Source organism: bacterium (assembly GCA_004299235.1).
Lineage (GTDB): Bacteria > Chloroflexota > Dormibacteria > Dormibacterales > Dormibacteraceae > SCQL01.
Genome location: SCQL01000031.1, coordinates 19,075 through 42,138, shown reverse-complemented (window position 1 = coordinate 42,138; position 23,064 = coordinate 19,075). Strand labels below are relative to the sequence as shown.

21 protein-coding genes are annotated in these 23,064 nt (G+C 68.7%); 19 read left to right on the top strand and 2 right to left on the bottom strand.

What is annotated here, in order from left to right:
* The first annotated feature begins 110 nt into the window (after positions 1–110).
* From EPN29_10610 to EPN29_10595, 4 genes are read left to right on the top strand one after another with little or no spacing between them, the layout of a single operon-like run.
* A complete protein-coding gene (locus EPN29_10610) occupies positions 111–1,250 on the top strand; it encodes a BMP family ABC transporter substrate-binding protein (protein ID TAN31667.1) in 1,140 nt (379 codons plus the stop codon).
* Between the two features lie 50 nt (positions 1,251–1,300).
* Positions 1,301–2,797 (top strand): ABC transporter ATP-binding protein, encoded by a 1,497-nt coding sequence (locus tag EPN29_10605; protein ID TAN31987.1) that lies wholly within the window; start codon positions 1,301–1,303, stop codon positions 2,795–2,797.
* On the top strand, positions 2,794–3,933 hold the full coding sequence (locus EPN29_10600; GenBank protein TAN31666.1) for an ABC transporter permease: 1,140 nt from the start codon (positions 2,794–2,796) through the stop codon (positions 3,931–3,933). Before EPN29_10605 ends, EPN29_10600 begins: the two co-directional genes overlap by 4 nt.
* Positions 3,934–3,940: 7 nt before the next feature.
* On the top strand, positions 3,941–4,906 hold the full coding sequence (locus EPN29_10595; protein TAN31665.1) for an ABC transporter permease: 966 nt from the start codon (positions 3,941–3,943) through the stop codon (positions 4,904–4,906).
* Positions 4,907–4,916: 10 nt separating this feature from the next.
* On the opposite strand, the gene hpt is transcribed toward EPN29_10595, so the two are convergent.
* Complete coding sequence (gene hpt / locus EPN29_10590) at positions 4,917–5,441, bottom strand: hypoxanthine phosphoribosyltransferase (protein TAN31986.1); 525 nt, start codon at positions 5,439–5,441, stop codon at positions 4,917–4,919.
* 201 nt (positions 5,442–5,642) lie between these two features.
* Here hpt and EPN29_10585 point away from each other — a divergent pair, with 201 nt between their 5' ends.
* From EPN29_10585 to cobA, 9 genes are all read left to right on the top strand, one after another.
* Entirely contained in the window at positions 5,643–6,137 is a 495-nt protein-coding gene (locus EPN29_10585) for a hypothetical protein (protein ID TAN31664.1), read from the top strand.
* 99 nt (positions 6,138–6,236) lie between these two features.
* A complete protein-coding gene (locus EPN29_10580) occupies positions 6,237–6,812 on the top strand; it encodes a TIGR00730 family Rossman fold protein (GenBank protein TAN31663.1) in 576 nt (191 codons plus the stop codon).
* A gap of 424 nt (positions 6,813–7,236) precedes the next feature.
* Positions 7,237–8,958, top strand: coding sequence for an NADPH-dependent assimilatory sulfite reductase hemoprotein subunit (locus EPN29_10575; GenBank protein TAN31662.1), 1,722 nt, complete (start codon positions 7,237–7,239; stop codon positions 8,956–8,958).
* Entirely contained in the window at positions 8,955–9,692 is a 738-nt protein-coding gene (locus EPN29_10570) for a phosphoadenylyl-sulfate reductase (protein TAN31661.1), read from the top strand. Before EPN29_10575 ends, EPN29_10570 begins: the two co-directional genes overlap by 4 nt.
* Before the next feature lie 65 nt (positions 9,693–9,757).
* Positions 9,758–10,756 carry an ABC transporter substrate-binding protein gene (locus tag EPN29_10565; GenBank protein TAN31985.1) on the top strand — a complete coding sequence of 333 codons (999 nt, stop codon included), beginning with the start codon at positions 9,758–9,760 and terminating at the stop codon, positions 10,754–10,756.
* A 56-nt stretch (positions 10,757–10,812) separates the two neighbouring features.
* Entirely contained in the window at positions 10,813–11,523 is a 711-nt protein-coding gene (locus EPN29_10560) for an ABC transporter ATP-binding protein (GenBank protein TAN31984.1), read from the top strand.
* The gene (locus EPN29_10555; GenBank protein TAN31660.1) at positions 11,513–12,370 is read left to right on the top strand and encodes an ABC transporter permease subunit; all 858 of its coding nucleotides are present in this window, start codon (positions 11,513–11,515) and stop codon (positions 12,368–12,370) included. The genes EPN29_10560 and EPN29_10555 overlap by 11 nt, the downstream gene beginning before the upstream one ends.
* Positions 12,367–14,013, top strand: coding sequence for a sulfate adenylyltransferase (sat, locus tag EPN29_10550; protein ID TAN31659.1), 1,647 nt, complete (start codon positions 12,367–12,369; stop codon positions 14,011–14,013). The genes EPN29_10555 and sat overlap by 4 nt, the downstream gene beginning before the upstream one ends.
* Positions 14,010–15,404, top strand: a complete 1,395-nt coding sequence (gene cobA, locus EPN29_10545) for a uroporphyrinogen-III C-methyltransferase (protein TAN31658.1) — start codon at positions 14,010–14,012, stop codon at positions 15,402–15,404. Before sat ends, cobA begins: the two co-directional genes overlap by 4 nt.
* Before the next feature lie 22 nt (positions 15,405–15,426).
* Here the strand turns inward: cobA and EPN29_10540 are convergent, their stop codons facing one another.
* Positions 15,427–16,422: a PIG-L family deacetylase gene (locus EPN29_10540; GenBank protein ID TAN31657.1), complete on the bottom strand. Its 996-nt coding sequence runs from the start codon at positions 16,420–16,422 to the stop codon at positions 15,427–15,429.
* A gap of 108 nt (positions 16,423–16,530) precedes the next feature.
* Between EPN29_10540 and EPN29_10535 the strand changes: the two genes are divergently transcribed.
* The 6 genes from EPN29_10535 (at position 16,531) to EPN29_10510 (ending at position 23,055) form a co-directional block, all read left to right on the top strand.
* Positions 16,531–17,280, top strand: a complete 750-nt coding sequence (locus tag EPN29_10535; GenBank protein TAN31656.1) for an LLM class flavin-dependent oxidoreductase — start codon at positions 16,531–16,533, stop codon at positions 17,278–17,280.
* A gap of 68 nt (positions 17,281–17,348) precedes the next feature.
* Positions 17,349–17,975: a molybdopterin oxidoreductase gene (locus EPN29_10530; protein ID TAN31655.1), complete on the top strand. Its 627-nt coding sequence runs from the start codon at positions 17,349–17,351 to the stop codon at positions 17,973–17,975.
* A gap of 48 nt (positions 17,976–18,023) precedes the next feature.
* On the top strand, positions 18,024–20,438 hold the full coding sequence (fdnG, locus tag EPN29_10525) for a formate dehydrogenase-N subunit alpha (protein ID TAN31654.1): 2,415 nt from the start codon (positions 18,024–18,026) through the stop codon (positions 20,436–20,438).
* Positions 20,438–21,313, top strand: coding sequence for a formate dehydrogenase accessory protein FdhE (gene fdhE / locus EPN29_10520; protein ID TAN31653.1), 876 nt, complete (start codon positions 20,438–20,440; stop codon positions 21,311–21,313). The genes fdnG and fdhE overlap by 1 nt, the downstream gene beginning before the upstream one ends.
* A 3-nt stretch (positions 21,314–21,316) precedes the next feature.
* Positions 21,317–22,120: a 4Fe-4S dicluster domain-containing protein gene (locus EPN29_10515; GenBank protein ID TAN31652.1), complete on the top strand. Its 804-nt coding sequence runs from the start codon at positions 21,317–21,319 to the stop codon at positions 22,118–22,120.
* Positions 21,799–23,055 carry a hypothetical protein gene (locus EPN29_10510; protein TAN31651.1) on the top strand — a complete coding sequence of 419 codons (1,257 nt, stop codon included), beginning with the start codon at positions 21,799–21,801 and terminating at the stop codon, positions 23,053–23,055. Before EPN29_10515 ends, EPN29_10510 begins: the two co-directional genes overlap by 322 nt.
* Positions 23,056–23,064 lie beyond the last annotated feature (9 nt).

The window sequence follows — 23,064 nt, the reverse complement described above, 5'->3', positions numbered from 1 at the left end:
AGCCGAGCGAGAAACCGCATGCCGGCGACCTCGATTCGCATGGTCCTCACATTGACAGCTCCTCAGCCGCAGAATATAAGCACGTTGGATCCAGTGGTCCCGCCTCTGGTATGGAAGTGCGCCCCTGGGCGCTGTTGAACCGACAGGAGGGTCGACTCGTGATAAAACGTTTGACGGTGTTCGCGCTGGCGGCCGTGGGCCTGGCCGCCTGTGGCGGCGGCACCACGACCACGACGACGTCCAACCCCCCGTTCAAAGCCGCCTGGATCTACGTCGGGAGCGCGAGCGACGCGGGTTGGACCAAGGCCCACGACGACGCCCGCCTGTACGTCCAGCAGCAGCTCGGATCCCAGTTGGTCACCACCTTCAAAGAGAACGTCCCCGAAGGTCCTCAGGCCGCCCAGGTGATCGACAGCCTCGTCGCGGACGGGAACAAGATCATCTTCGGCACCTCGTTCGGTTTCCAGGACCAGATGGACGCCGCCGCCAAGAAGTATCCGAACGTGTACTTCGAGCAGGCGACCGGGTTCAAGACTGAGACCAACCTCGCTGAATTCTTCGGCGCCGCGGAGGACGCTGACTATCTGACCGGAATGGCGGCGGGCGCTGTCACCAAGTCGGGCAAGATCGGCTTCGTCGCCCCCTTCCCGATCCCTGAAGTGATCCGGGAGATCAACGCCTTCACCCTGGGCGCGCAGGCGACTCACCCAGGGGCCACCGTCCAGGTCATCTGGACGACCACGTGGTTCGACCCGGCCAAGGAGAAGAAGGCGGCCGAGAGCCTGATCTCCGCGGGCGTCGACGTCCTCGGTCAGGGCCAGGACAGCCCGGCCACCGGGGAGGCGGCCAAGGCGGCCGGTCTGAAGTGGTCGGGTTACGACTCGGACCAGCAGTCGTTCGCGCCCGACGCATGGCTCACGGGCACCGTCTACCACTGGGGCCCGTACGAGCTCACGCGCATCAGAGCGGCCATGAACGGGACGTGGAAGACCGGCAGCTACTACGGCAGCCTAGCGGACGGTTTCGTCGACATCGCGCCGTTTGGGAAGTCGGTCGACGCCGGGTCCCAGGCGGCGATCAACGCCAAGAAGCAGGCTCTGGTCGCCGGCACGTTCTACGAGTTCACCGGACCGCTGAACGACCAGTCGGGCGCGGTCAAGGTGCCGGCCGGCAGCAAGCTCACCCTCGACCAGATTCTGACCATGAACTGGTTCGTGCAGGGTGTGATCGGGAGCCCCACGGGCAGCTGACGAGCGCGATCGTGGATCAGGTCGCCGCCGGGGCAGTCCCGGCGGTGACCATGCGTTCCATCACCAAGCGTTTCCCCGGCGTTCTGGCCAACCACGCGGTCGATTTCGAAGCTCTCGAGGGCGAGGTTCACGCTCTGCTCGGGGAGAACGGCGCCGGCAAGTCGACTCTGGCCAGCATCCTGGCCGGCCTTTACCGTCCGGATTCAGGCGAGATCGCGATCCACGGCCGCACCGTCGAGTTCCGCTCGCCGCGTGATGCGATGCGGGCCGGGGTCTCGATGGTCCACCAGCACTTCCGGCTCGCCGCATCTCTGACCGTGGCCGACAACATCGTCCTCGGCCATCGCGGAGCCGCCTGGCTCCGGACCTCGCCGAAGACCATCGAGACCCAAGTCGGCGAGCTGGCCAAGCGGTATCGGATGCCGGTTCATCCCAGGGCGCGCATCTGGCAGCTCTCGGTGGGCGAGCAGCAGCGGGTCGAAATCCTGAAGGCGCTCTATCGGGGCGCGCGCATCCTGATCCTCGACGAACCCACCAGCCTGCTGACGCCGCAGGAGTCCGAGGACCTCTTCGAGACCCTGCGTCGCATGACTGATGAAGGCCGGACCGTGGTGTTCGTCTCGCACAAGCTCGAAGAGGTGATGGCCGTCACCGACCGGGTGACGGTGCTGCGCGCGGGTGGATTGGTCGGGACGGTGAAGACGAGCGGGACCAGCCCCGCCGAGCTGGCCAGGATGATGGTCGGCCGGGAGGTCGTCTTCGCCCAGGCCAAGGGCGAGCCGTATGCCGGGCATCGCGAGGTCGTCATGAAGCTGGACGACGTCTGCGCCGACAACGACCTGGGGATCGAGGCGCTGCACAACGTCCGGTTGAGCGTTCACAAGGGGGAGATCGTCGGGGTCGCCGGAGTCTCCGGCAATGGCCAGAGGCAGCTCGCCGAGGTCATCGCGGGCACCAGGCCCCGGACCGGCGGAGCGGTTTGGGTGGCGGGTCGCGGCCTGCGGAGCGGTGATCCGGGGGAGGCGATCGCCCGCGGGATCGCACACGTGCCCGAGGACCGGCTCGGCACCGGCGTCTCACCGAGCCTGTCGGTCGCCGACAACCTGATCTTGAAGTCCCACCGGCGCCCGCCCATCTCCACTCGTGGATGGCTGCGCCACGACCGCATCAGGGCGCACGCGAAGGAGCTGATGACTCGCTTTGCGATCGCCGCCCCGGGTCCTGACACCCAGACCCGGCTCCTGTCGGGCGGCAACGTGCAGAAGGTCGTCCTGGCTCGCGAGCTCTCGAGCCGGCCGAAGGTGATCGTGGCCGCCAACCCGACCCGAGGCCTGGACGTGGGCGCCACCGAGGGGGTGCGGGCCCTGCTGATTCGGGCGGCGCGCGATGGCGTCGGCATCCTGCTGATCAGCGAGGACCTCGACGAGATCCTGATGCTGGCGGACCAGATCGCGGTCATGTACGAGGGCCGGGTCGTGGGCGTGGTCCCCCGGGGCGAAGCGGACGTCCAGCAGCTCGGCCTGATGATGGCGGGCTCGCCGGCGTGAGGATCGAGAGGCGCCTGACCGCCCCGCGCTGGCTCGTGGTCGCCGTCCCGGTCGCGTCGCTCGTGGCGGCTTTCGCCGCCGCCGCCGTCGTGCTGCTCGTTGCGGGCAAGGATCCCGTCGCGACCTACGCCCGGCTCTTCGACCGCGGCTTCATCGCGCCGGGCGCGTTGACCAACACGCTGGTCACCGCCACGCCGCTGCTCCTGACCGGGCTGGCGGCCGCGGCGGCGTTCCGGATGAAGCTCTGGAACATCGGAGCCGAGGGCCAGCTGTATCTCGGCGCCGTCGGCGCGTCCGGCGCCGGCCTTGCCCTGCACGGCCGGCCGGGCCTGGTGATCATCGCCGGGATGATCGCGGGCGGCCTGGTCGCGGGAGCCGCCTGGGCCGTCGTCCCCGGTCTGCTGCGCGCCTACTTCAACACCAACGAGATCATCACCACGCTGATGCTCAACTACGTCGCCGGCCTCCTGCTCACGTACCTCATCTTCGACAGCAGGTCCTACTGGCGGGACCTGACGACCTTCAGCGCCAGGGCATTTCCCCAGGGCAAGATGCTGCCCGACGCCGCGATGTGGCCGAACTTCAACCTCGTCCTCGGTCCGATCGTCACCTTGAACGTGCCCTTCGGCTTCCTGCTGGGGATCCTCGCCGCCACGGTGCTCTGGCTCCTGTACCGTTCGACGAGCTTCGGCTTCGACGCCCGCGTGCAGGGCGACTCTCCGCCCGCGGCCCGCTATGCGGGCGTCAGGACCCGCCGCGTCGTGGTGGCGATGATGGGTCTTTCCGGAGCGCTTGCCGGCCTCGGCGGGGCGAGCGAGATCGGTGACTTCCGGCACGTGCTCGATCCGCGCGGCCTCCAGCAGGCAGGCTTCGGCTACGCCGGCATCGTCGTGGCGGCGCTGGCCCGCTACAACCCGTTCGCGGTTGGCGTGGTGGCGTTCCTTCTCGGCGGCCTGGCGAATGCGGGCTACAGCCTGCAGGGGCCGGACTTCCCGGCCGGACTCGTCGGGGTGCTGCAGGGGATGATCCTGTTCTTCGCTCTCGGAGGCGAGCTGCTGCTGCGCTATCGAGTCTCGTTTTCGGCCCGGCGCGCGGAACCGCCTCGCGCCGTGGCCGCCGCGCCGGTGGCGGAGTGAGCTGGACATGAACGTCAACGAAAGCATCGCCGTCGTGCTGGCCGCGTCGGCGATCTTCTACGGCACTCCTTTGGTCTTCGCCGCAGTGGGCGAGCTGCTGGCGGAGCGCTCAGGAGTTCTCAACCTGGGAGTCGAGGGCATGATGCTGATCGGGGCCGTCACCGCTTTCTGGTGCGTGCAGCATCTGCCGGGCCCCGACTGGTTCGTCCTCCTCCTGGCCACGCTGATCGGCGGCGTCGCGGCGCTGGCCACCGCGCTGATCCACGCCATCCTCGCCGTCGGGCTGCGTGCGAACCAGATCGTCTCAGGGCTGGCGCTCACGATCTTCGCGGGAGCCACCGGGCTCTCTTCGTACGTCGGCAACGCGACCAAACTCGGAGGTCAGCCCGCGCTGCGCGAATTCAGCGCGCTCAACGTGCTCGGCCTGTCGAACGCGCCGGTCGTCGGTCCGATCCTGTTTCACCAGAACGCGCTCGTCTACGGTTCCTGGGCGCTGGTGATCCTGGCCTGGCTCTATCTCTATCGAACCCGGACGGGCCTCCACCTGAGGGCGGTCGGGGAGTCGCCGGAGACCGCCGACGTGATGGGGGTGAACGTGGCCCGGTACCGCTACGCGCACACGCTGGCCGGCGGTCTTCTGGCCGGCGTCGCCGGCGCGTACTACAGCCTGGCGATCACGCCCAACTGGATCGACGGCATGACCTCAGGGGCCGGCTGGATCGCGATCGCGCTCGTGATCTTCGCCTTCTGGCGCCCGGAGGCGACCCTCGCCGGCGCCTACCTCTTCGGGCTCCTCTCGAGCCTTGGCTTCGTGCTCCAGGCGCGACAGGTGCACCTGCCGCCGGAGGTGTTCGGGGCGCTGCCCTACACGATGACCGTCGTCGTGCTCGTGGTCGTCTCCACGGGCTGGGCCAAGCAGCGGCTGGGCGCGCCGGCCGCGCTGGGCACGCCGTACGTGCGGGAGGAGCGCTAGCCCGGGGTGCTCAGCCGAGCGAATAGATGCCCGGCAGCTCGCGATACAGGCCGGCGTAGTCGAGGCCGTAGCCGATGACGAAACGATCGGGGATCACAAAACCGCAGAAATCGATCCTGACCGGGACCTCACGCCGCGCCGGGCGGTCGAGCAGAGCCGCCAGGCGAAGCGACGCGGGCTTGAGCCGGCGGAAGCGTCTCATGATGGTGCCGAGGGTCCGCCCGGAGTCGACGATGTCTTCGACCAGCAGCACGTGGCGGCCGACCAGCGGGCCGTCCACCATGTGGGCGATCTGAACCCGGCCGCTGCTCGAAACCCCGGACCCGTAGCTGGCGGCCCGCACGAACTCGAGCTCGGCGGGAATGCTGAGGCTGCGCAGGAGGTCGGCCGCGAAAACCGTGGCGCCCTTCAGGATCACGACCATGACCAGCGGGGTGTCGATGTCGGAGTAGACCTCGGAGATCTGCTGGCCGAGCTGGCACACGCGCCGGGCGATGCGGTCGGACGCGATCATCGCCTTGCCGGACCGGTGCATGGGAACCGGCGCCACGCGAGTCGCGACCTCAGCCATTCAATTCCAAGTCTAGTTGCTGCAGGCGCTGCCCGGGTGGCGTCTCGGTCTCGCCCTGCGGGTGGTCGGCCGAGTGGTGCCGGCGCGTTGACGCCACGGTCGATAGTGGCTACCCTTCGCCCCAACTGGGGTGCCGGCGGCGCAGCTTTCAGGAGGGAGTCAACCATGAGGAAAGCCGTCGTTGTTCTTCTCGTGCTCGGTGCGCTCGCGTTTACGCCCGCGCCGGTCTCCGCGGCCGGCGGGCCGCCGTGCTTTCCCGTCGCCAACGGGAATGGCGCGGCGACGTGCACGGTGACGGCCAAGGATGTCCCGTCGCCGATATTCGTCGGCCCGTGCCTGAACGCGGTCGGGGTGTCTGCTCTCTTGATCAGCGCCAACACCATCGCGCACGTGACGGGGCTCACCACCGGTCCCGAATTCTGGGCGACCATGACGGAGACGGGCCCCGTGGCTCTCAGCTCGCCCGATGGGATAACGGGCCGCGCCACCGAGTGGTTCGGGATCTCGTTCAACAACCTGAATCAGGTCGCCCACGCGACTTCAGACGGCCAGCTCACGCTGCCAGGTGGCACGGCCATCCGATACCACGAGGCGTTCCATTTCAGCACTGACGCCGGCGGGCAGGGGCCCGTCAGCTTCGACTCGTGCACGGTGAGCTGAGGATTCCGCGGTCTCCACGATGTGAGAGGCGGCCTTCGGGCCGCCTCTTCTCATTCGGGGGACGGCGCGGAGCTTGCGGAGCTGACAAGATTTCCGGACGTGAGGCTGACTGTCTACTGCGGGTCGTCGCTCGGCCGCCGGCCGGAGTACGCGACAGCGGTTCGGCGCCTGGGGCGGGAGATGGTCGCACGCGGCTTCAGCCTCGTCTACGGTGGGGCCGCCGTCGGCCTCATGGGCGTGCTGGCCGATACGGTGCTGGCAGCCGGCGGTGAGGCGGTCGGGGTGATCCCACGTCTTTTGGTCGCGCGTGAGATCGCCCATGCCGGCCTCTCCGAGCTTCGGGTCGTCGAAACCATGCACGAGCGAAAGGCCCTGATGGCCGAGCTCGGCGACGGCTTCGTGGCGCTGCCTGGTGGAGCGGGCACGTTCGAGGAGCTGTTCGAGGCCTTCACCTGGGCGCAGCTGGGCTTGCATACCAAGCCCTGCGCCGTGCTCAACGCCGGCGGCTACTTCGATTTGCTGCTCCAGCTCCTGCGCCACGCGGTCGATGAGGGGTTCATGAGAGACGAGTCCGCACGGATGCTGATCGCCGAGAGCGAGCCCGATCGTTTGCTGACCCGACTGGCCGCCCATCAGCCCGTCCCCGCGAAATGGGCGCCACGGCAGCGGGACTGAGCGTCGTAGGGCCGCGCCGGAGGCCGATCCCGAGGGTGCGATTGGCGGTGACATCCAAACCTGAGCGGAATCATTTGGCTGACGGCGACACGCCACCGCTCGAATTCATCCGCTAAGCTACCTGGACGGTGCGTAGCTTCCTCACTCGCGACGTCCTGCATGTCGGGCCCCGGTCAAGGCCGGCGCTCACACGCCGTCGAGCGATCGACTACGCCCTTTGCGCCAGCTGCTTCTGTAGCTAGCCGGCTCCCGCGGCCGCGCCGCAGGGACTCTCGAGGAAGCGGCGAACCTTCCTCAATCCCGCGCCTGACTTTCGGCGTGGCTTTGTCGGCATCAGCTTTTCAGCGGAGGCGCACCCAAATTGTCGGAACTCATAGTCGTTGTCTTCGGTTCAGGCGGGCGCGCGCGCCCGCGGGCCTAGTCCATGTGCAAGGCATGCGGCTGCACGCCCACGCTTGACGGCTTCTCCAAGAACGAGTCGATCAAGGCCAACAGCAATCACCTCCGAGGCCTGGTCAAGGAGGAGCTGCTCGAGGACACGCCCACGTTCACCGAGGAAGCGGTGCAGGTGCTCAAGTTTCACGGTGTCTACCAGCAGGACGACCGCGACCGCCGCAAGGAGGCCCGCGCCATGGGTCTCAACAAGTACCACCAGTTGATGATCCGGACGCGCGTCCCTGGAGGCGTTGTCTCGGCCGACGCATATCTTGCCCACGACGACATCGCCGGGCGCTGGGGGAGCGGCACGCTGCGCGCGACCACCCGGCAGGACTTCCAGCTGCACGGTGTGCTCAAGGCTGACATCAAGAAATCCATCGCCGCCATCAACGCGGCTCTGATGACCACCCTGAGCGGCTGTGGCGACGTGGAGCGCAACATCATGTGCTGCCCCGAACCGAGATCGGATCGGTTTCACGAGCAGCTGCATCGATCCATAGCCGGCCTGGTGGCGGCGCTCACGCCTCGCACCGGGGCCTACCACGAGATCTGGCTCGACGGCGAGGTCGTGCAGTCATCCGAGCCCGAGGTCGAACCGCTCTACGGCGAGCAGTACCTGCCGCGCAAGTTCAAGACCACGGTCGCCATCGAGGGCGACAACTGTGTGGACGCATACGCCAACGATCTCGCGTTCGTCGCGATGCATGGACCCGACGGCTCCCTGCGGGGCTTCAACGTCCTGGTCGGTGGCAGTCTCGGCAGGACCCACAACAAGCCCGAGACGTTCGTCGCGATAGCGCAGCCTCTGGCTTTCATCGGCCCGGACCAGATCGTCGACGTCGCCCGCGAGGTGGTGGCCGTGCAGCGCGACTACGGCGACCGCACCAACCGCCGTCACGCCCGGCTCAAGTACACGATCGCGGATCGCGGCCTCGATTGGTTTCGCGGCGAGGTCCAGCGACGCCTGCCGTTCGCTCTCCAACCGCCCGAACCGCTGCGCTGGAAGCCGGTCGACGATCACCTCGGCTGGCACGAGCAGGGCGACGGCGGGCTCTACGTCGGGATCTACATCGAGAACGGCCGCATCGCCGACGCCGGCGAGGTCCGGTTGCGAACCGGTCTGCGGAGGATCGTCGAGGAGATCCGGCCGCAGGTCCGGCTGACAGCGCAGCAGAACGTCATCCTCGCCGGCATCGAGCCGGCTCAGCGCCCGCGCGTGGAGCAGCTGATGGCGGAGCATGGGATCGCCGCCGTCGAGTCGATCCCCCGCGCCGTGCGCCACTCGATGGCCTGCCCGGCGCTCCCCACGTGCGGCCTGGCCGTCGCCGAGGCCGAGCGCGCTCTTCCGGACCTCATCCGGGAGATCGCCTCCGTGCTCGAAGGGCTCGGGCTGGGTGAGGAGCGCATCAGCTTCCGCATGGGCGGCTGCCCGAACGGGTGCCCGCGGCCCTACCTGGGCGACGTCGGCTTTGTCGGCACCACGCTGGGCAAGTACGACGTGATGCTGGGCGGAGATTTCGAGGGCACGCGCTTGAACCGCCTCTATGCGCCCAACGTGCCGCTCACGGAGATCACGTCGATGCTGCGACCGATGTTGGCCGAATTCGGGGCGCAGCGCCAGTCCGGTGAGGGTTTCGGCGACTGGGTCGATCGCGTCGGGTTCGACACGCTGCGTGAGCGATTCGTCCTCAGCGAGCAGACGGCGTGAGCGCATCGGCGCCGGCCGCCATCCTGTCCGGATCGAGCCCGGAAGCCGTTCTGCGCTGGGCGTTCGAGTCGTTCCCGCGAGTCGCGCTCGTCACGAGCTTTCAGGCCGAGTCGTCGGTGCTGATCGACATGTCGGCGCGGATCACGAAGAGGGTGAACGTGCTCACCCTGGATACCGGCCGACTGCCGCAGGCAACCCACGACATGATCGACCGGGTGCGGCAGCGGTACGGGATCGCGGTCGACGTCGTCGCCCCGGCCTCGAAGGAGGTCCGTGAAATGGTCAGCCGCCACGGCACGAACCTCTTCCACCAGTCACCGGACCTGCGCCGGCTGTGCTGCGACGTCCGAAAATCGAGACCGCTCGCTCTCGCGCTGGCGCGCTACGACGCCTGGGTGACCGGCCTGCGCCGCGCGCAGCTGGCCACTCGCGCCCAGACGCCGGTCGTGGACGACGATCCAGAGCACGGCGGGATCGCCAAGATCGCGCCGCTGGCCGGGTGGACCAGAGACCAGGTCTGGAGCTACATACGCGAGCACAAGGTTCCCTATCACTCGCTCTACGACCACGGCTACACCTCGATCGGTTGCGCGCCCTGCACCCGCGCCACCACGGCCGGTGAGTCAGAGCGTGCGGGCCGGTGGTGGTGGGAGCAGGACGAAGTCAAAGAGTGCGGCCTTCACTGGACGCTCGACCGGCCGCAACCGAGCACGCCCGGGAACCGCAACCGGTGACACCGACGAAGGGTCGAGCGCGGTTCGGGGGGTTGAAAACCCTGGCCTTCGCGCTGACGGCCCTGATGCCGCTCGCCTGCGGCCAGGCCGTCAGCTCCGCGGCCCCAACCGACGACGCGCCGCTCGTGGTCCGGCTCGGCTACTTTCCCAACCTCACTCACGCGCCCGCCCTGGTGGGCGTGAGGCAAGGATTCTTCGCCGGCGCCCTCGGCACCGGCGTCAAGCTCGAGACCCACACCTTCAACGCCGGCGGCGAAGCGGTCACGGCCATCCTCTCGAATTCGATCGACGTCAGCTTCGCCGGTCCGAATCCGACCACGATCGCGTACGCGCGGTCGCACGGCGAGGCCATCCGCGTCATCGCCGGTGCCACGTCCGGAGGCACCCTCCTCGTGGTCAAGCCCAGCATCACGTCGATCGCCGACCTAAAGGGCAAGAAGATCGCCGATCCTCAGCTGGGCGGCACCCAGGACATCGCCCTGCGCTGGTTCCTGAAGGACCACGGTTTCCATGCCGACACCACCGGCGGCGGCGACGTGAGCATCGTGCCGCAGGACAACTCGCAGACCCTGGTCGCGTTCAAGCAGGGCCAGATCGACGGCGCCTGGGTCCCCGAGCCGTGGGCGAGCCGGCTGGTCGTCGAGGGCGGCGGCAAGGCCCTCGTGGATGAGCGTGACTTGTGGCCGCGGGGCCAGTTCGTGACCACGAACCTCATCGTGAGAACCGACTTCCTGCGGGCGCATCCGAAGAGAACCAAGGCCCTGCTCGAGGGTCTCTACCAGGCGATCGGCTACCTGAACTCGAACACCGCCGGCGCGCAGCAGGCGACCAACGACGCCGTCGCCGAGATCACGTCCCAGAAACTGGGGGCGGGGGTGGTGGCCGCCGCCTGGTCGCATATGACCTTCACCCTCGACCCGCTTGGCGCCACGCTCAAGGCCGACGCCAACCGCGCCCACGGCGTCGGCTTGCTCGGCAGCGTCGACCTCAACGGCATTTACGACCTGACGCTCCTCAACCAGGTGCTCGCCGAGCACAGCCAACCGGCGGTCAGCGGCCTGTGAGCAGCAACGTCCTCCAGCTCTCCGACAAGCACGCGGTCAGCGTCGACCGCCTGACCATGGCGTTTCCGCAGGACGACCGGCTCCTGGTCGCGCTGCAGGGCGCGACCCTGGAGGTCAAGCGCGGGGAGCTGGTCTGCGTCGTGGGGGCGTCGGGCTCGGGCAAGAGCACGCTGCTCAACGTCCTCGCCGGCCTCGACCGCCCCACCGCCGGCCACGCCCACGTTCATGGGCGAGTCGCGCTCATGTTCCAAGAGGCGGCGCTGCTCCCGTGGCTGACCGCGGCGGGCAACGTCGAGCTGGCGCTCGAGCTGCGCGGCGTCGGGAGATCCCGGCGCCGTGAGGTGGCGCGGGAGCTGCTGAGTCGCGTGCATCTCGGCGGTTTCGAGAGCCGGCGCCCTCACGAGCTGTCCGGAGGCATGAAGCAGCGGGTGGCGCTGGCGCGCGCTCTGGCGCAGGACGCCGACGTCCTCCTAATGGACGAGCCCTTCGCCGCTCTCGACGCCATCACCCGCGACCTCCTGCACGAGGAGCTCGAGCGGATCTGGAGCGAAACCGGGCTCACCATCCTCTTCGTCACCCACAACGCCCGCGAGGCGGTGCGGCTCGGGGATCGGGTGCTGGTGTTCACGAGCCGGCCCGGTCGCGTGGGACACGAGGTGCAGGTCGACCTGCCCCGGCCGCGGAGCCTGGACTCGCCCGACCTCGCCGTCATCGCCGGCCGCATCACCGAACGCTTGAAGCAGGAGATGACGGTCGATGGCCGCTGATCTCGCGGGCAAGCTCCAGGCGCCGGATGCGGTGGAATTGGCACTGCTGCCGCGGCCGGCTTCCCTGGTGCGGTTGTGGTCGGGCCTGTGGCCGAAGTTGGCCGCCGTCGCGCTGGCGCTGGCGGCGTGGCAGCTGGTCGTCTGGTCCGGCTGGCAGCCGGACTACCTGCTGCCCGGACCGCGGCCGGTGTTCCAGCGCCTGTATCAGGACCTGAGTCACCTCGATTTCTACCTCGGCGTGGCGAGCACGCTGCGGCGCGCGCTCGTCGGCTACGCGATCGCGGCGGCCGCCGGCAGCGCGGTCGGCATCCTGGTGGCGCGGATCGCCGTCCTTCGCAAGGCGGTGGGCTCCGCCATCCTCGGCCTGCAGTCGATGCCGTCCATCGCGTGGTTGCCGCTCGCGTTCCTGCTCTTCCAGCTCAGCGAGACCGCGATCCTGTTCGTCGTCATCCTCGGCGCCGCTCCGGCCATCGCCGGTGGACTCCTTGGCGGCGTGGATCATGTGCAGCCGCTTTTGGTACGAGTCGGCCGGGTCATGGGCGCGCGCGGCCTCGGCCTGTACCGGCACGTGATCCTCCCCGCGGCTCTGCCGTCGTTCGTCGGCGGCCTGAAGCAGGGTTGGGCATTCGCCTGGCGGAGCCTGATGGCGGCGGAGATCATCGGGATCGTCGGCCATCAGCCGTCGCTCGGACAGGAAATCCAGTTCGCCCGGGAGTTCGCCGACGCCGAGCAGCTCCTGGCTTTGATGATCGTGATCTTCGTCATCGGCGTTGTCATCGACAGCCTGTTTGGGAGCCTGGACGTTGCCATCCGGCGGCGCTGGGGCCTGCTTGGAGGAGAAGCTTGAGCAAGGGATTCGTTGTCTGGTTCACGGGACTGTCGGGCGCCGGCAAGTCGACGATCGCGAACGCGCTGCAGGCGGAGCTTGCGCGCCGGGGCCGGCGGGCGGAGCTGCTCGACGGCGATGAGGTGCGGACCCATCTCTCCAAGGGCCTCGGCTTCTCCAAAGAAGACCGAGACACCAACATCCGGCGCATCGGCTACGTCGCCCGCCTGGTCGCGCGCCACGGCGGGGTCGCGATCACCGCCGCGATCTCGCCCTACCGGGAGGTTCGCGACGAGGTTCGCCAGGCGACTCCTGGTTTTGTCGAGGTCTTCGTCCGCTGCCCGCTCGACACGCTGGTCGAGCGCGACACCAAGGGCCTGTACCGCAAGGCGATCGCGGGCGAGATCGCCAACTTCACCGGCGTCAGCGATCCGTACGAGGAACCTCTGAAGGCCGAGGTCGTCTGCGAGACCTCCACCGAAACGCTGGCGGAATCCGTGGCCAAGGTCATCGACACGCTGGAACGTCTCGGCCACCTGCCGCGACAGGTGCCCGAGCGGCTGCCGGAAGGAGAGGAGCTCCAGTCGCTTCGGGCGGAAGCGCGCCTATTGCCCCGGCTCGAGGTCGGCCAGCGCGAGCTCTCCGACCTCTTCATGCTCGCCGCCGGCGCGCTCGCCCCGGTGGATTCGTTCATGGGCCGTGAGGACTACGAGGCGGTGATTTCGAGCGGACGGCTGGCGAGCGGCCTGCCGTTCACCATCCCGATCCTCTTGCGCGCCGCCTCGGTGCCGAAAGCCGATCGGGTGGCTCTGTTCATCGGTGACAGACCGGTGGGAATCCTGAACCTCGCCGATGCGTATCCAACCGACCACGCGCGCGAGGCGCTCGGGGTGTACGGCACCGAGGATGAAGCCCATCCCGGTGTGCGCGTGCTCAAGGACTCCGGCCGGTGGGCGCTGAGCGGCGAGGTGATCGCGCTCGCGCGACCGACCTCAGGCTTCCCGGAGTTCGACCTCACCCCCGCCCAGGTGCGCGCCGTCAAAGCGCAGCGGGCGTGGAGGACAATGGTCGGCTTCCAGACGCGCAACCCGGTCCACCGCGCCCACGAGTACCTGCAGAAGGTGGCGCTCGAGATCGTCGACGGGCTTCTCCTCCACCCGCTCGTGGGTGAGACCAAGAGCGACGACATCCCGGCGTCGGTCCGGATGCGCTGCTACCAGGAGCTGCTCGACGGCTACTACCCGGCGGACCGGGCCGTGCTTGCGACCAACCCCGCCTGGATGCGTTACGCGGGGCCGAAGGAGGCCGTGTTCCACGCCATCGTCCGGCGCAACTACGGTTGCACGCACTTCATCGTCGGGCGCGATCACGCGGGCGTCGGCAGCTACTACGACACCTATGCCGCGCACCGGATCTTCGACGAGTACGGACCGGGTGAGCTGGGGATCGAGATCCTGCGCTTCGAGCACACCTTTTACTGCTCGGTCTGCGGCGGCATGGCCTCGAACCGGACGTGCCCGCATCCCAAGGACCTGCACCGAACGTTGAGCGGGTCCGCGGTGCGCAAGCTCCTGGCGGAGGGCGAGGCTCTACCGCCGGAGTTCACACGACCCGAGGTGGCGCGGGTGCTGAGCGAAGCGACCAAGCGAGAGGCGACTGCTTGAGGTACTACCCCGTATTCCTGGACCTGGCCCGCCAGCGGTGCGTCGTCCTTGGCGGTGGCGGGTTCGCGGCGGAGAAGGCGGAGGCGCTGCTGGAGGCCGGCGCCCTCGTCACCGTCGTTGCTTCGCGGCTGAACCCGACGCTCGAGGCCCTCGCGGCCGGCGGCCGGGTGCGGGCCGTGCGGCGCGATTACCGGCATGGCGACCTCGCCGGCGCGCGGCTGGTGGTCGACGCCAGCGAAGACGCCGGGATCAACGCGAGCAGCTGGCGGGAGGCGGAGGACTCGGGCATCCTGATCAACGTCGTCGACCGTCCGGCGCAGTGCCGCTTCATCGCCCCGGCGATCGTTCGCCGCGATCCGCTGCTGATCGCCATCTCCACGTCGGGTGAGAGCCCGTTCCTGGCGTCGGCGCTGCGCGCTCGGCTCGAGCGCTGGCTCGGCCGCGAGTGGGGGCCGTTCACCGCGCTCGTCGGGCGAATCCGGCGCGAGCTGCGGGAGCGCGGCGTGCCGATCGCCGAACAGACGCGGGCGTATCGCCGCCTCATCAGGTCGGACGTTCGCGAGCTGCTCCGCGACGGCCGGACCGATGAGGCCGGAGATCGCGCCGCGGCCCTGGCTCGGCCTGGTGCGGGCCACCCGGGGCGCGTCGCGCTCGTCGGCGCCGGGCCTGGCGATCCGGAGCTCATCACCGTCAAGGCCCGGGAGCTGCTCGCCGACGCGGACTTCGTTCTGCACGACGCCCTCATCGCGCCCGAGACGCTGGCCCTGCGCGGGCCGCAGGCAGAGCTCGAAGACGTGGGCAAGCGTGGAGGGAGCAAGAGCCCGCGGCAGGAGGCGATCACCGCGCGCCTGATCGAACTCGCGCAGGCCGGCAACTTCGTCGTCAGGCTGAAGGGCGGCGACCCGTTCGTGTTCGGTCGAGGTGGCGAGGAGCTCACCGGCCTGGTGGATGCGGGCATCGAGGTCGTCGTCGTGCCCGGCGTCACCGCCGCCCTGGCGGCGCCCGCCGCCGCGGGCATCCCGGTCACCATGCGCGGCGTCGCCTCCTCGGTCGCGATCACGACCGCGCAGGGAGGCGGCTCGCTCGGGCGGCTGCACGACCTCGCGCTCGCCTGCGACACGCTCATCGTCCTGATGCCTCGCGCCAACCTCGCCGAGGTGGCCGAAACGCTGGCCCGAGCCGTCGGCGGATCGCGGCCCGCGGCGCTGGTCGGCAACGCGACGCTGGCGGATCAGCGCAGCGTCCGCGGCCCGCTGGCGGCGATCGCCCGCCTGGCGGATCAGCGGCGGATCGAGGCGCCCGCGACCCTCATCGTCGGCGACGTCGTCGCAGCCGTGCCGGCATTGAGGGCGCTCGGAGCCCCTGCTTTGCTGGAGCTCGCCGAGGGCTGAAGTCCCGCGCCCTGGCGACGGTTCAACGTGTCGCGGGAACGCTCCAGAAGATCTCTTCCGACTTCACGAACGATTCGAGGTAGGGGCCGTCGACCTCCCACTGCGACAGGTGCGCCGAGATCGCGCGCAGCTTCACCGCGTTCTCGCCGGCCGTGATCGGGACCCGGAGGGAAGGCGGCCAGGCGACGCCGGCCGGATGGCCGTCGCCGCGTGTTGTGTGCACCTCAAACGGCAAACCTGGCGTGGGGCCTTCAGGCCAGGGCCACTCCTGCCCCCCGTGCACGAGGTAGGTGAGCAGCTCCCCGGTGTAGCCGGTCGCGGCGACGGCGTCCCTGACGAGGTCGTACGTGGCCCGGTGGTCCGGGTGCTCATCGGCCCCATCGCTGACGTAGACCAGCGCCGGCTCCGACTCCCGCAGCACCTGTTCGACGTCGGCCAGGGCCGCCGCGGAGGTGTAGGGCGCGGGGCGTCCGTGGCTTAGCGTGTGGAAGTCGGTCAGCGCGGGTCCATACGTCGATGTGCGGCCAGTGGTCGGTGACTTGACAGGGGCGCCATCGGCGCCGGCGTAGACGTCCGCCAGCACACCGTCCGGATAGCCCAGAAAGACCAGGCTCCGCGGGCCTAGGCCGAGCGCGCCGTCTGCCGCCACCGCCTCGCGCTGGCGGGCGGCCCCCAGCCGGTCGTAATCGTCATGGCGGAGGGCCATCAGGTCCTTCCTGAACAGCGCGGAAGCCGCGCGCGGGTAGCCATCGCCGTTGGTGGCGAAGACGATCCGGACGCGCCGCCCGGCGGCGAGCGCCTGCTGGATCACGCCGCCGGCGCCGATGACCTCGTCGTCGGGGTGGGGGGCGAAGACCAGCACGTCGACGGGATCGAGCCGCGGCGCCACTAAGTCGCCGCTCCCGGCCCCCGGCCCGGGGCTGCCGGCGCACACCAGCACGGCGGCCGCGAGCGCCGCGGCCCACAACGCGCTGGCGAACCGGGCTCGCCGTCGTGGCCTGACGGCAGCGCCTGCCACTGCAACGGCAGATTACAGTCCGCGGCGGGCTTGCGGTCCATCGATTTGATGCGTAAAGACTAAGACCGGAGGCGCGGCGCCGGCCGCCGGCGGAGCTACAGTGGGTGCGTGCTCAGGGTGGGCGTCAAGCTACCCGCCACCATCGGCCGGCCTGGCGAATACCTGGCGGACGTCACCGCCCTCGAGGCTGGAGGGGCCGACACGATCTGGCTGCATGACACCGCGGTGCAGCCTGGCGCCGGCAGCCACGTCGAGCCCCAGCTCCAACCCTGGGTCTTGGCGGCGGCGATGGCCGCGGTGACCCGTCGCGTCAGGTTGGGGATTGCCTTCCCGTCGGTGGCGGCGTGGCCGCCGGCGCTCTTTGCGGCCACGGTGATCGCCTTCGACCAGCTCAGCGGCAACCGGCTGGTCCTGGGTTTTGGCCTGGAGGAGAGCGGCGGCCGGCTGGAGGAGTTCCTTCAGGTGTTGAAGCTGCTGTGCTCGGGCTCCGGCGAGCGGTTCGATGGACGGTTCTACCAGTTGCCCTCCGTCCGCCTGGCGCGCGGTGCCCGGCCCGAGGGGCCACCGATCCTCATCGCCTCACCACACGGACCGGCTCGCGATGGGCTGCGGAGCATCGCGAACGGAATCATCCAGCCCGGCTCGCCGCCCGAAGGCCTGAGGGCCGATCCGGGCGGCGGGGAGGTGTGGGTCGAGATCCCGATCCCGCCCGACCGGGAGGCATGGGGAAAGACCCTGGCCGCCTACGAGACCGCTGGGGCGACCGGCGTCATCGTGTCGTGGGAGCCGCGCATCGTCGACCTCCTGCGCAACACCGAACCTGACGACCGAACCGACCTCCTGGTCTCGACCGGCTGAAATCCACGGACGCGTCGGGGCCGCGGTGAGGCGAGCTTGACAGCGCCGTGGCGGTGAGCTAGGTTCAGATTCGCTTCCCGTTCGCGATTGGGAGGATTGGCTTCGTGCCGACCGTCACCCGTCGGGACGTCCTCAAGGTCGGGGTCGCCGGTGCCGGAGCCCTGGTGGCCTCCGGTCTCGGTTTCGACGTCGCGCTGGCGGAGTCGACCAAGGTCAAGCAGAGCCTGCGCATTGCCGGCGCTCGCGAGTCGCACTCCATCTGCCCTTACTGCGCGGTCGGCTGCTCGCTGGTCGCCTACACCCGGCAGCAGAGCGACGGCAGCGTGCAGCTGCTCCAGATCGAGGGCGATCCCGACAGCCCGGTCAACGAGGGACGCCTCTGCCCGAAGGGAGCGACCGCGATGCAACTGGCGATTTCACCTCGTCGCGTGGAGTCGCCTCAGTACCGCGCCGCCGGCGCGACCGGCTGGAAGAGCGTCTCGTGGGATTTCATGCTCGACCGGCTCGCGCAGAACATCAAGGCGTCGCGGGACGCCACGTTCGTCACCACCGACGGCAACGGCAACACCGTGAACCGGTGCGAGGGCATCGCCTTCGCCGGGGGAGCCGCGTTCAGCTCGGAGGAGGGCTATTTCGCCACCAAGCTGATGCGCGGCCTGGGACTGGTACACCTAGAACAACAGGCCAGGGTTTGACACGGCCCGACGGTGGTCAGTTTGGCCGCCACGTTCGGAAGGGGAGCGATGACCAACCACTGGCGCGACATCAAGAACACCGACCTCATCCTGATCAACGGCGCCAACCCCGCTGAAGCCCACCCGGTCGGGTTCCAGTGGTTCATGCGGGCCAAGCTCGATCGCGGCGCCCGGATCATCCACGCCGATCCGCGCTTCACGCGCACCTCGGCGGTGGCGGACATGTACCTCCGCATCCGCACCGGCTCGGACGTGGCGTACTTCGGAGGGCTGATCAACCACGTTCTGCAGAACAACCTCTTCCACGACGAGTACGTGCGCAACTACACGAACGCGTCATTCATCGTCAAAGACGGGTTCGGCTTCAAGGACGGCCTCTTCTCGGGCTACGACCCGGCCAAGCGCGCCTACAACATCGCGAGCTGGAGCTACGAGACGGACGGCAGCGGCTACGCGAAGCGGGACCTGACCCTGCAGGACCCGCGCTCCGTCTTCCAGCTGATGAAAGCGCACTACTCCCGCTACACGCCGGCGATGGTGTCGAGCATCACCGGCATCCCGGTCGACCAGTTCGAGAAGGTGGCCGGCCTGGTCGGCCAGATGGGCAAGCCCGACAAGGTGATGACGATCGTCTACGCGGTCGGGCTGACCCACCACACGACCGGCGGGCAGCTCATTCGCTCCGGCGCCGTGCTGCAGCTGCTGCTGGGCAACATGGGACGGCCGGGCGGCGGCATGAACGCCGAGCGCGGGCACGCCAACATCCAGGGCAACACCGACCACGCCATCTCGTGGGAAATCCTGCCCGGCTACCTGAAGATTCCCGCACCGGGCCAGAAAAACCTCGACGACTACGTCGCCCAGAGCGCACCCAAGAGATCCGACCCGCATTCATGGAACTTCTTCGGCATCAACTACCGCAAGTTCATGGTCAGCACGCTCAAAGCGTGGTACGGCGACGCGGCCACCAAGGCCAGCGAGTTTGCCTTCGACTACGTGCCCAAGCCGGCGCAGAACTCGTCGTGGATGTCGATCTACGACCAGGCTCTCAAGGGCAAGATGGAGGGCCTGATCCTGTCCGGGATGACGGCCGCGAGCATCGGGCCGGACTCCAACCTCGTGCGGCAGGCGCTGGCCAACCTCAAGTGGCTGGTGGTGATGGACGCGCTGCCCACGACCAGCTCGGAGTTCTGGCACGCGCCTGGCGTCGACCCGAGCCAGGTCAGGACCGAGGTGTTCCTGCTCCCGACCACCCACTGGATCGAAAAGGACGGGTCGTTCGTCAACAGCGGGCGCTGGTCGCAATGGAAGGACCAGGTCCTGCCACCGCAGGGCTCGTCCCGCCACGACCACTGGATCCTCAGCGATCTCTTCCATCGGGTCAAAAAGCTCTACCAAGACCAGGGGGGCAGGTTCGCGGCCCCGATCACCGCCCTGACCTTCGACTACAAGGACCCGCTCAAGCCGGAGCTGGACGAGATCGCCAAGGAGATCAACGGCAAGGATCTCACCACCGGAAAGCAGATGACCACGTTTGCCAACCTGAAAGCCGACGGCACGACCACGACCGGGGACTGGATCTACACCGGAAGCTATGTCGACTCGGGCAACCTGATGAAGCGCCGCGGCGGCATCCAGGAACCGAAGACCAACGACCCGACGGGCCTGGGTTTTTACCCCAACTGGGCGTGGAGCTGGCCGCTCAACCGGCGGGTCATGTACAACCGGGCGTCGGCCGACCTGGAGGGCAAGCCCTGGGACCCGGCGCGCCCGGGCATCACCTGGAACGGCAGCAAATGGGTCGGGGATGTGCCCGACTATCCGCCGACGATGAGCCCCACGGATCCCAAAGCCTGGCTGCCTTTCATCATGAATGGCGAGGGCGTCGGCCGCCTGTTCAGCAACGGCATGATCGACGGGCCGCTGCCGGAGCACTACGAGCCGGTCGAATCACCGGTCGCGAATCCGCTGCACGCGGCCAATTCGGCTTCGCCGGTGGCATTCCTCTACGACCAGGCGGCCGGCAGGCCGAACCGCTTCGGCACCCCGGCCGAGTTCCCTTACATCGCCACCAGCTACCGGCTGACCGAGCACGAGCACTACGTCACCCAGCACGTGCCTCACCTGGTGCAGCTGCAGCCGAAACCTTTCGTTGAGATCCCGTCGGAGCTGGCGGCGGAAAAGGGCATCAAGAGCGGAGATCACGTCCGCGTCTCCTCCAAGCGTGGCAAGGTCGAGGTGCTCGCGCTCGTCACCCGGCGGCTCGGCTCGATGACGGTCGCGGGGCAGAAGGTGTACCAGATCGGCATCCCGATTCACTGGGGTTACGTCGGCATCGCCGCCGACAGCGACCCCAGCCACGGGAGGTACTGGCTGGCCAATGCGCTGACGCCTTTCGTCGGTGACGCCAACGCTCGCACTCCGGAGTTCAAAGCGTTCCTGGTCAACCTGGAGAAGATCTGATGTCGCTCCTGGCCACCGCCGCCGAGCCGTGGACCGATCGGCGGCGCCGCACCGCCGAGCTCAGACGCCGACAACCGTTTGCGGGCGAGCTGCTGGACCTGTACGGGGCTCTGCTCCCGGTCCAGGAGCAGGCTTACGTCGAGGCGAGTGCGGCACCACCGGCGCCAGACGACCTGGCGGTCTACGCGGCCGAGCTCGTGGTGCCGGGCGTGCACGAGGTGAGCCTGGCCGCGGGCCCGGACCGGCTGCGGAGGGCGCTGGTGCGACGTCTGGAACAAGAGCACCCGGTCAACATTCTCGGCGCCTGGATCCGCGGCGAGGAGCAGTCGGTCGTCGATCGATACATCGCCCGGGCATCCCTGACACCCGTTTTCGAGGCGCTGGGACCGGAGGCCGGCGCGGCATGCGCGGGGTCGCGTGATCCGCGGCACTGCCCGCACTGCGGCGGCTCGCCGCAGCTCAGCTACTTCGCCGTCGCCGGGGAGGATCTCGCGACCGGGCCCCGCTATCTGCTCTGCGCCCGCTGCCACTCGAGTTGGGGTTGTGCCCGCATGACGTGCGCCGGCTGCGGCGAGGACTCGAGCGTTCGGCTGCCCATCCTCAGCGAGGAGGGCACGACTTCAGGCGAGCGCGGCAGCATCGTGCGCGGTCTGCCGGCCGGTCCCGCCAACGGCCGCTCCGCGGTAGAGACGGTGCTCTTCCCGCATATTCGTGTCGAAGCCTGCGAGACATGCCGGCAATACCTGCTCAGCATCGACCTGGCGAGCGACCCGAGCGCCGTGCCTCTGGTCGATGAGCTGGCCGCCATCCCGCTCGACCTCGTAGCCAGGGAGCGCGGGTTCTCGAAGATCTTGCCCAATCTCATGGGGTTTTGAGGTATGGCACTCGACATCAAGCCGGGCCAGTCTTACGGGTTCTTCACCGATACGAGCATCTGCATCGGGTGCAAGGCATGCGAGGTGGCATGCAAGGAATGGAACTCGCTGCAGGGCAACGAGCCGGCGTTCCTGGCTGACAGCTTCGACAACACGGGCCAGCTCGACGCCCAGAACTGGCGTCACGTCAAATTCCTCGATGACGTGCCCGACCAGTCGGTGAATGCCGGCAACGGCACGGCCTGGCTGATGATGTCCGACGTCTGCAAGCACTGCAAGCACGCGAGCTGCATGGAGGTCTGTCCGACCGGCGCCATCATCCGCACCGAGTTCGACACCGTCTTCATCCAGCAGGACGTCTGCAACGGCTGCCGCAACTGCGTCGCCGCCTGTCCCTACAGCGTCATCGGCATGAACCAGAAGACGGGCACCGCCCACAAATGCACGATGTGCTACGACCGCTTGCAGGGCGGGCTGGAGCCGGCGTGCGCCAAAGCCTGCCCGACACAGTCCATTCAGTTCGGGCCTCTGGCCGACCTGCAGAAAGCCGCCGACATCCGGCTGGTGGCGCTCCACACCCAGGGCGTGTCGCAGGCCCAGCTGTACGGCCGCGACGACAAGGTTTACGGCGGGCTGAACGCGTTCTTCCTGCTCATGGACAAGCCCGAGGCCTACGGCCTCCCGAATGCGGACAACGCGGTCCTGCCCAGCCGCAACAATGTCGGTGGCTACGCCGGCGCCCTGGTGACCGCGGTGCTCGCCGTGATCGCCGGATTGGTCGCGTTCCGGCGGCGAGGCGAGCAGTGATCCTGCTCGCGGCGGAGCATTTCGTCCGCGCGCCGCAATGGCAGTGGTACATCCTCCTCTACTTCTTCTTCGCCGGGCTCGCCGGCGGCTCCTACACCCTCGCGACCATATTTCGCGCTACCGGCGACGCCCGTGACGAAGCCGCGGCGCGGATCGGCTTTTACGTCGCCTTCGTCGCCACCCTGCCCTGTCCCATCTTCCTGACCGTCGACCTCGGCGCGAGCTGGTCGCGGTTCTGGCATATGTTGGTCAACGTCACTCCGGGTCAGGAGGGCCTCAACTTCAAGTACTGGTCGCCCATGTCGGTGGGGGCCTGGGCCCTGTTGGTCTTCGGCGCCTTGGTCACCGTCTCCGCGGTGGAGGCGTTCTTCCTGGACAGGCGAGCCCGCCAGTCCTCCGCGGCAAGGGTCGCTCCGCTGGGCGGCGTCCTGGGCCGGGCATTCAACATCGCCGGCGCCATCGCCGGCCTGTTCATCGCGTCTTACACGGGAGTCCTCCTGAGTGTCAGCAACCAGCCCGTCTGGAGCGACACCTGGGCTCTGGGCGGCCTGTTCCTGGCGTCAGGCCTGAGCGGATCGGCGGCGCTGATCGCGCTTCTGATGCGATACCGTGCCGAAGCGTCGTACAGCCATGCTCGCCTGCGGGTGGCTGACGGTTATTTCTCCGGGCTCGAGCTCATCCTGCTGGTCGTCTTCTTCGCCACGGTCGCCGTGGCCGGGAGTGCGGGCCAGACCCTGGCCTGGGCGCCTCTGTGGGTGCTGGCGCTGGTTGGGATCGCCGCGTCCCTTGCGGGCGCGCGGGGACGCTCCCACGTGCAACCCGCGGGCGGCGCGGCGGTGATCGCTCCCGCGTTGACCGACACGGGGGTCGTCTCGGCGCTGGTGCTGCTCGGCGTGCTGGCGTTGCGCGCGGCGGTCATCTTCAGTGCCCAGTAGCGCGCCGCC

Bases quoted from the DNA above. Each gene is read 5' to 3' on its own strand.
- EPN29_10610 (TAN31667.1), top strand. From the start codon at position 111: ATGGAAGTGCGCCCCTGGGCGCTGTTGAACCGACAGGAGGGTCGACTC.
- EPN29_10605 (TAN31987.1), top strand. From the start codon at position 1,301: ATGCGTTCCATCACCAAGCGTTTCCCCGGCGTTCTGGCCAACCACGCG.
- EPN29_10595 (TAN31665.1), top strand. From the start codon at position 3,941: ATGAACGTCAACGAAAGCATCGCCGTCGTGCTGGCCGCGTCGGCGATC.
- hpt (TAN31986.1), bottom strand. From the start codon at position 5,441: ATGCACCGGTCCGGCAAGGCGATGATCGCGTCCGACCGCATCGCCCGG.
- EPN29_10585 (TAN31664.1), top strand. From the start codon at position 5,643: ATGAGGAAAGCCGTCGTTGTTCTTCTCGTGCTCGGTGCGCTCGCGTTT.
- EPN29_10575 (TAN31662.1), top strand. From the start codon at position 7,237: ATGTGCAAGGCATGCGGCTGCACGCCCACGCTTGACGGCTTCTCCAAG.
- EPN29_10565 (TAN31985.1), top strand. From the start codon at position 9,758: ATGCCGCTCGCCTGCGGCCAGGCCGTCAGCTCCGCGGCCCCAACCGAC.
- EPN29_10560 (TAN31984.1), top strand. From the start codon at position 10,813: ATGGCGTTTCCGCAGGACGACCGGCTCCTGGTCGCGCTGCAGGGCGCG.
- EPN29_10555 (TAN31660.1), top strand. From the start codon at position 11,513: ATGGCCGCTGATCTCGCGGGCAAGCTCCAGGCGCCGGATGCGGTGGAA.
- fdnG (TAN31654.1), top strand. From the start codon at position 18,024: ATGACCAACCACTGGCGCGACATCAAGAACACCGACCTCATCCTGATC.
- fdhE (TAN31653.1), top strand. From the start codon at position 20,438: ATGTCGCTCCTGGCCACCGCCGCCGAGCCGTGGACCGATCGGCGGCGC.
- EPN29_10515 (TAN31652.1), top strand. From the start codon at position 21,317: ATGGCACTCGACATCAAGCCGGGCCAGTCTTACGGGTTCTTCACCGAT.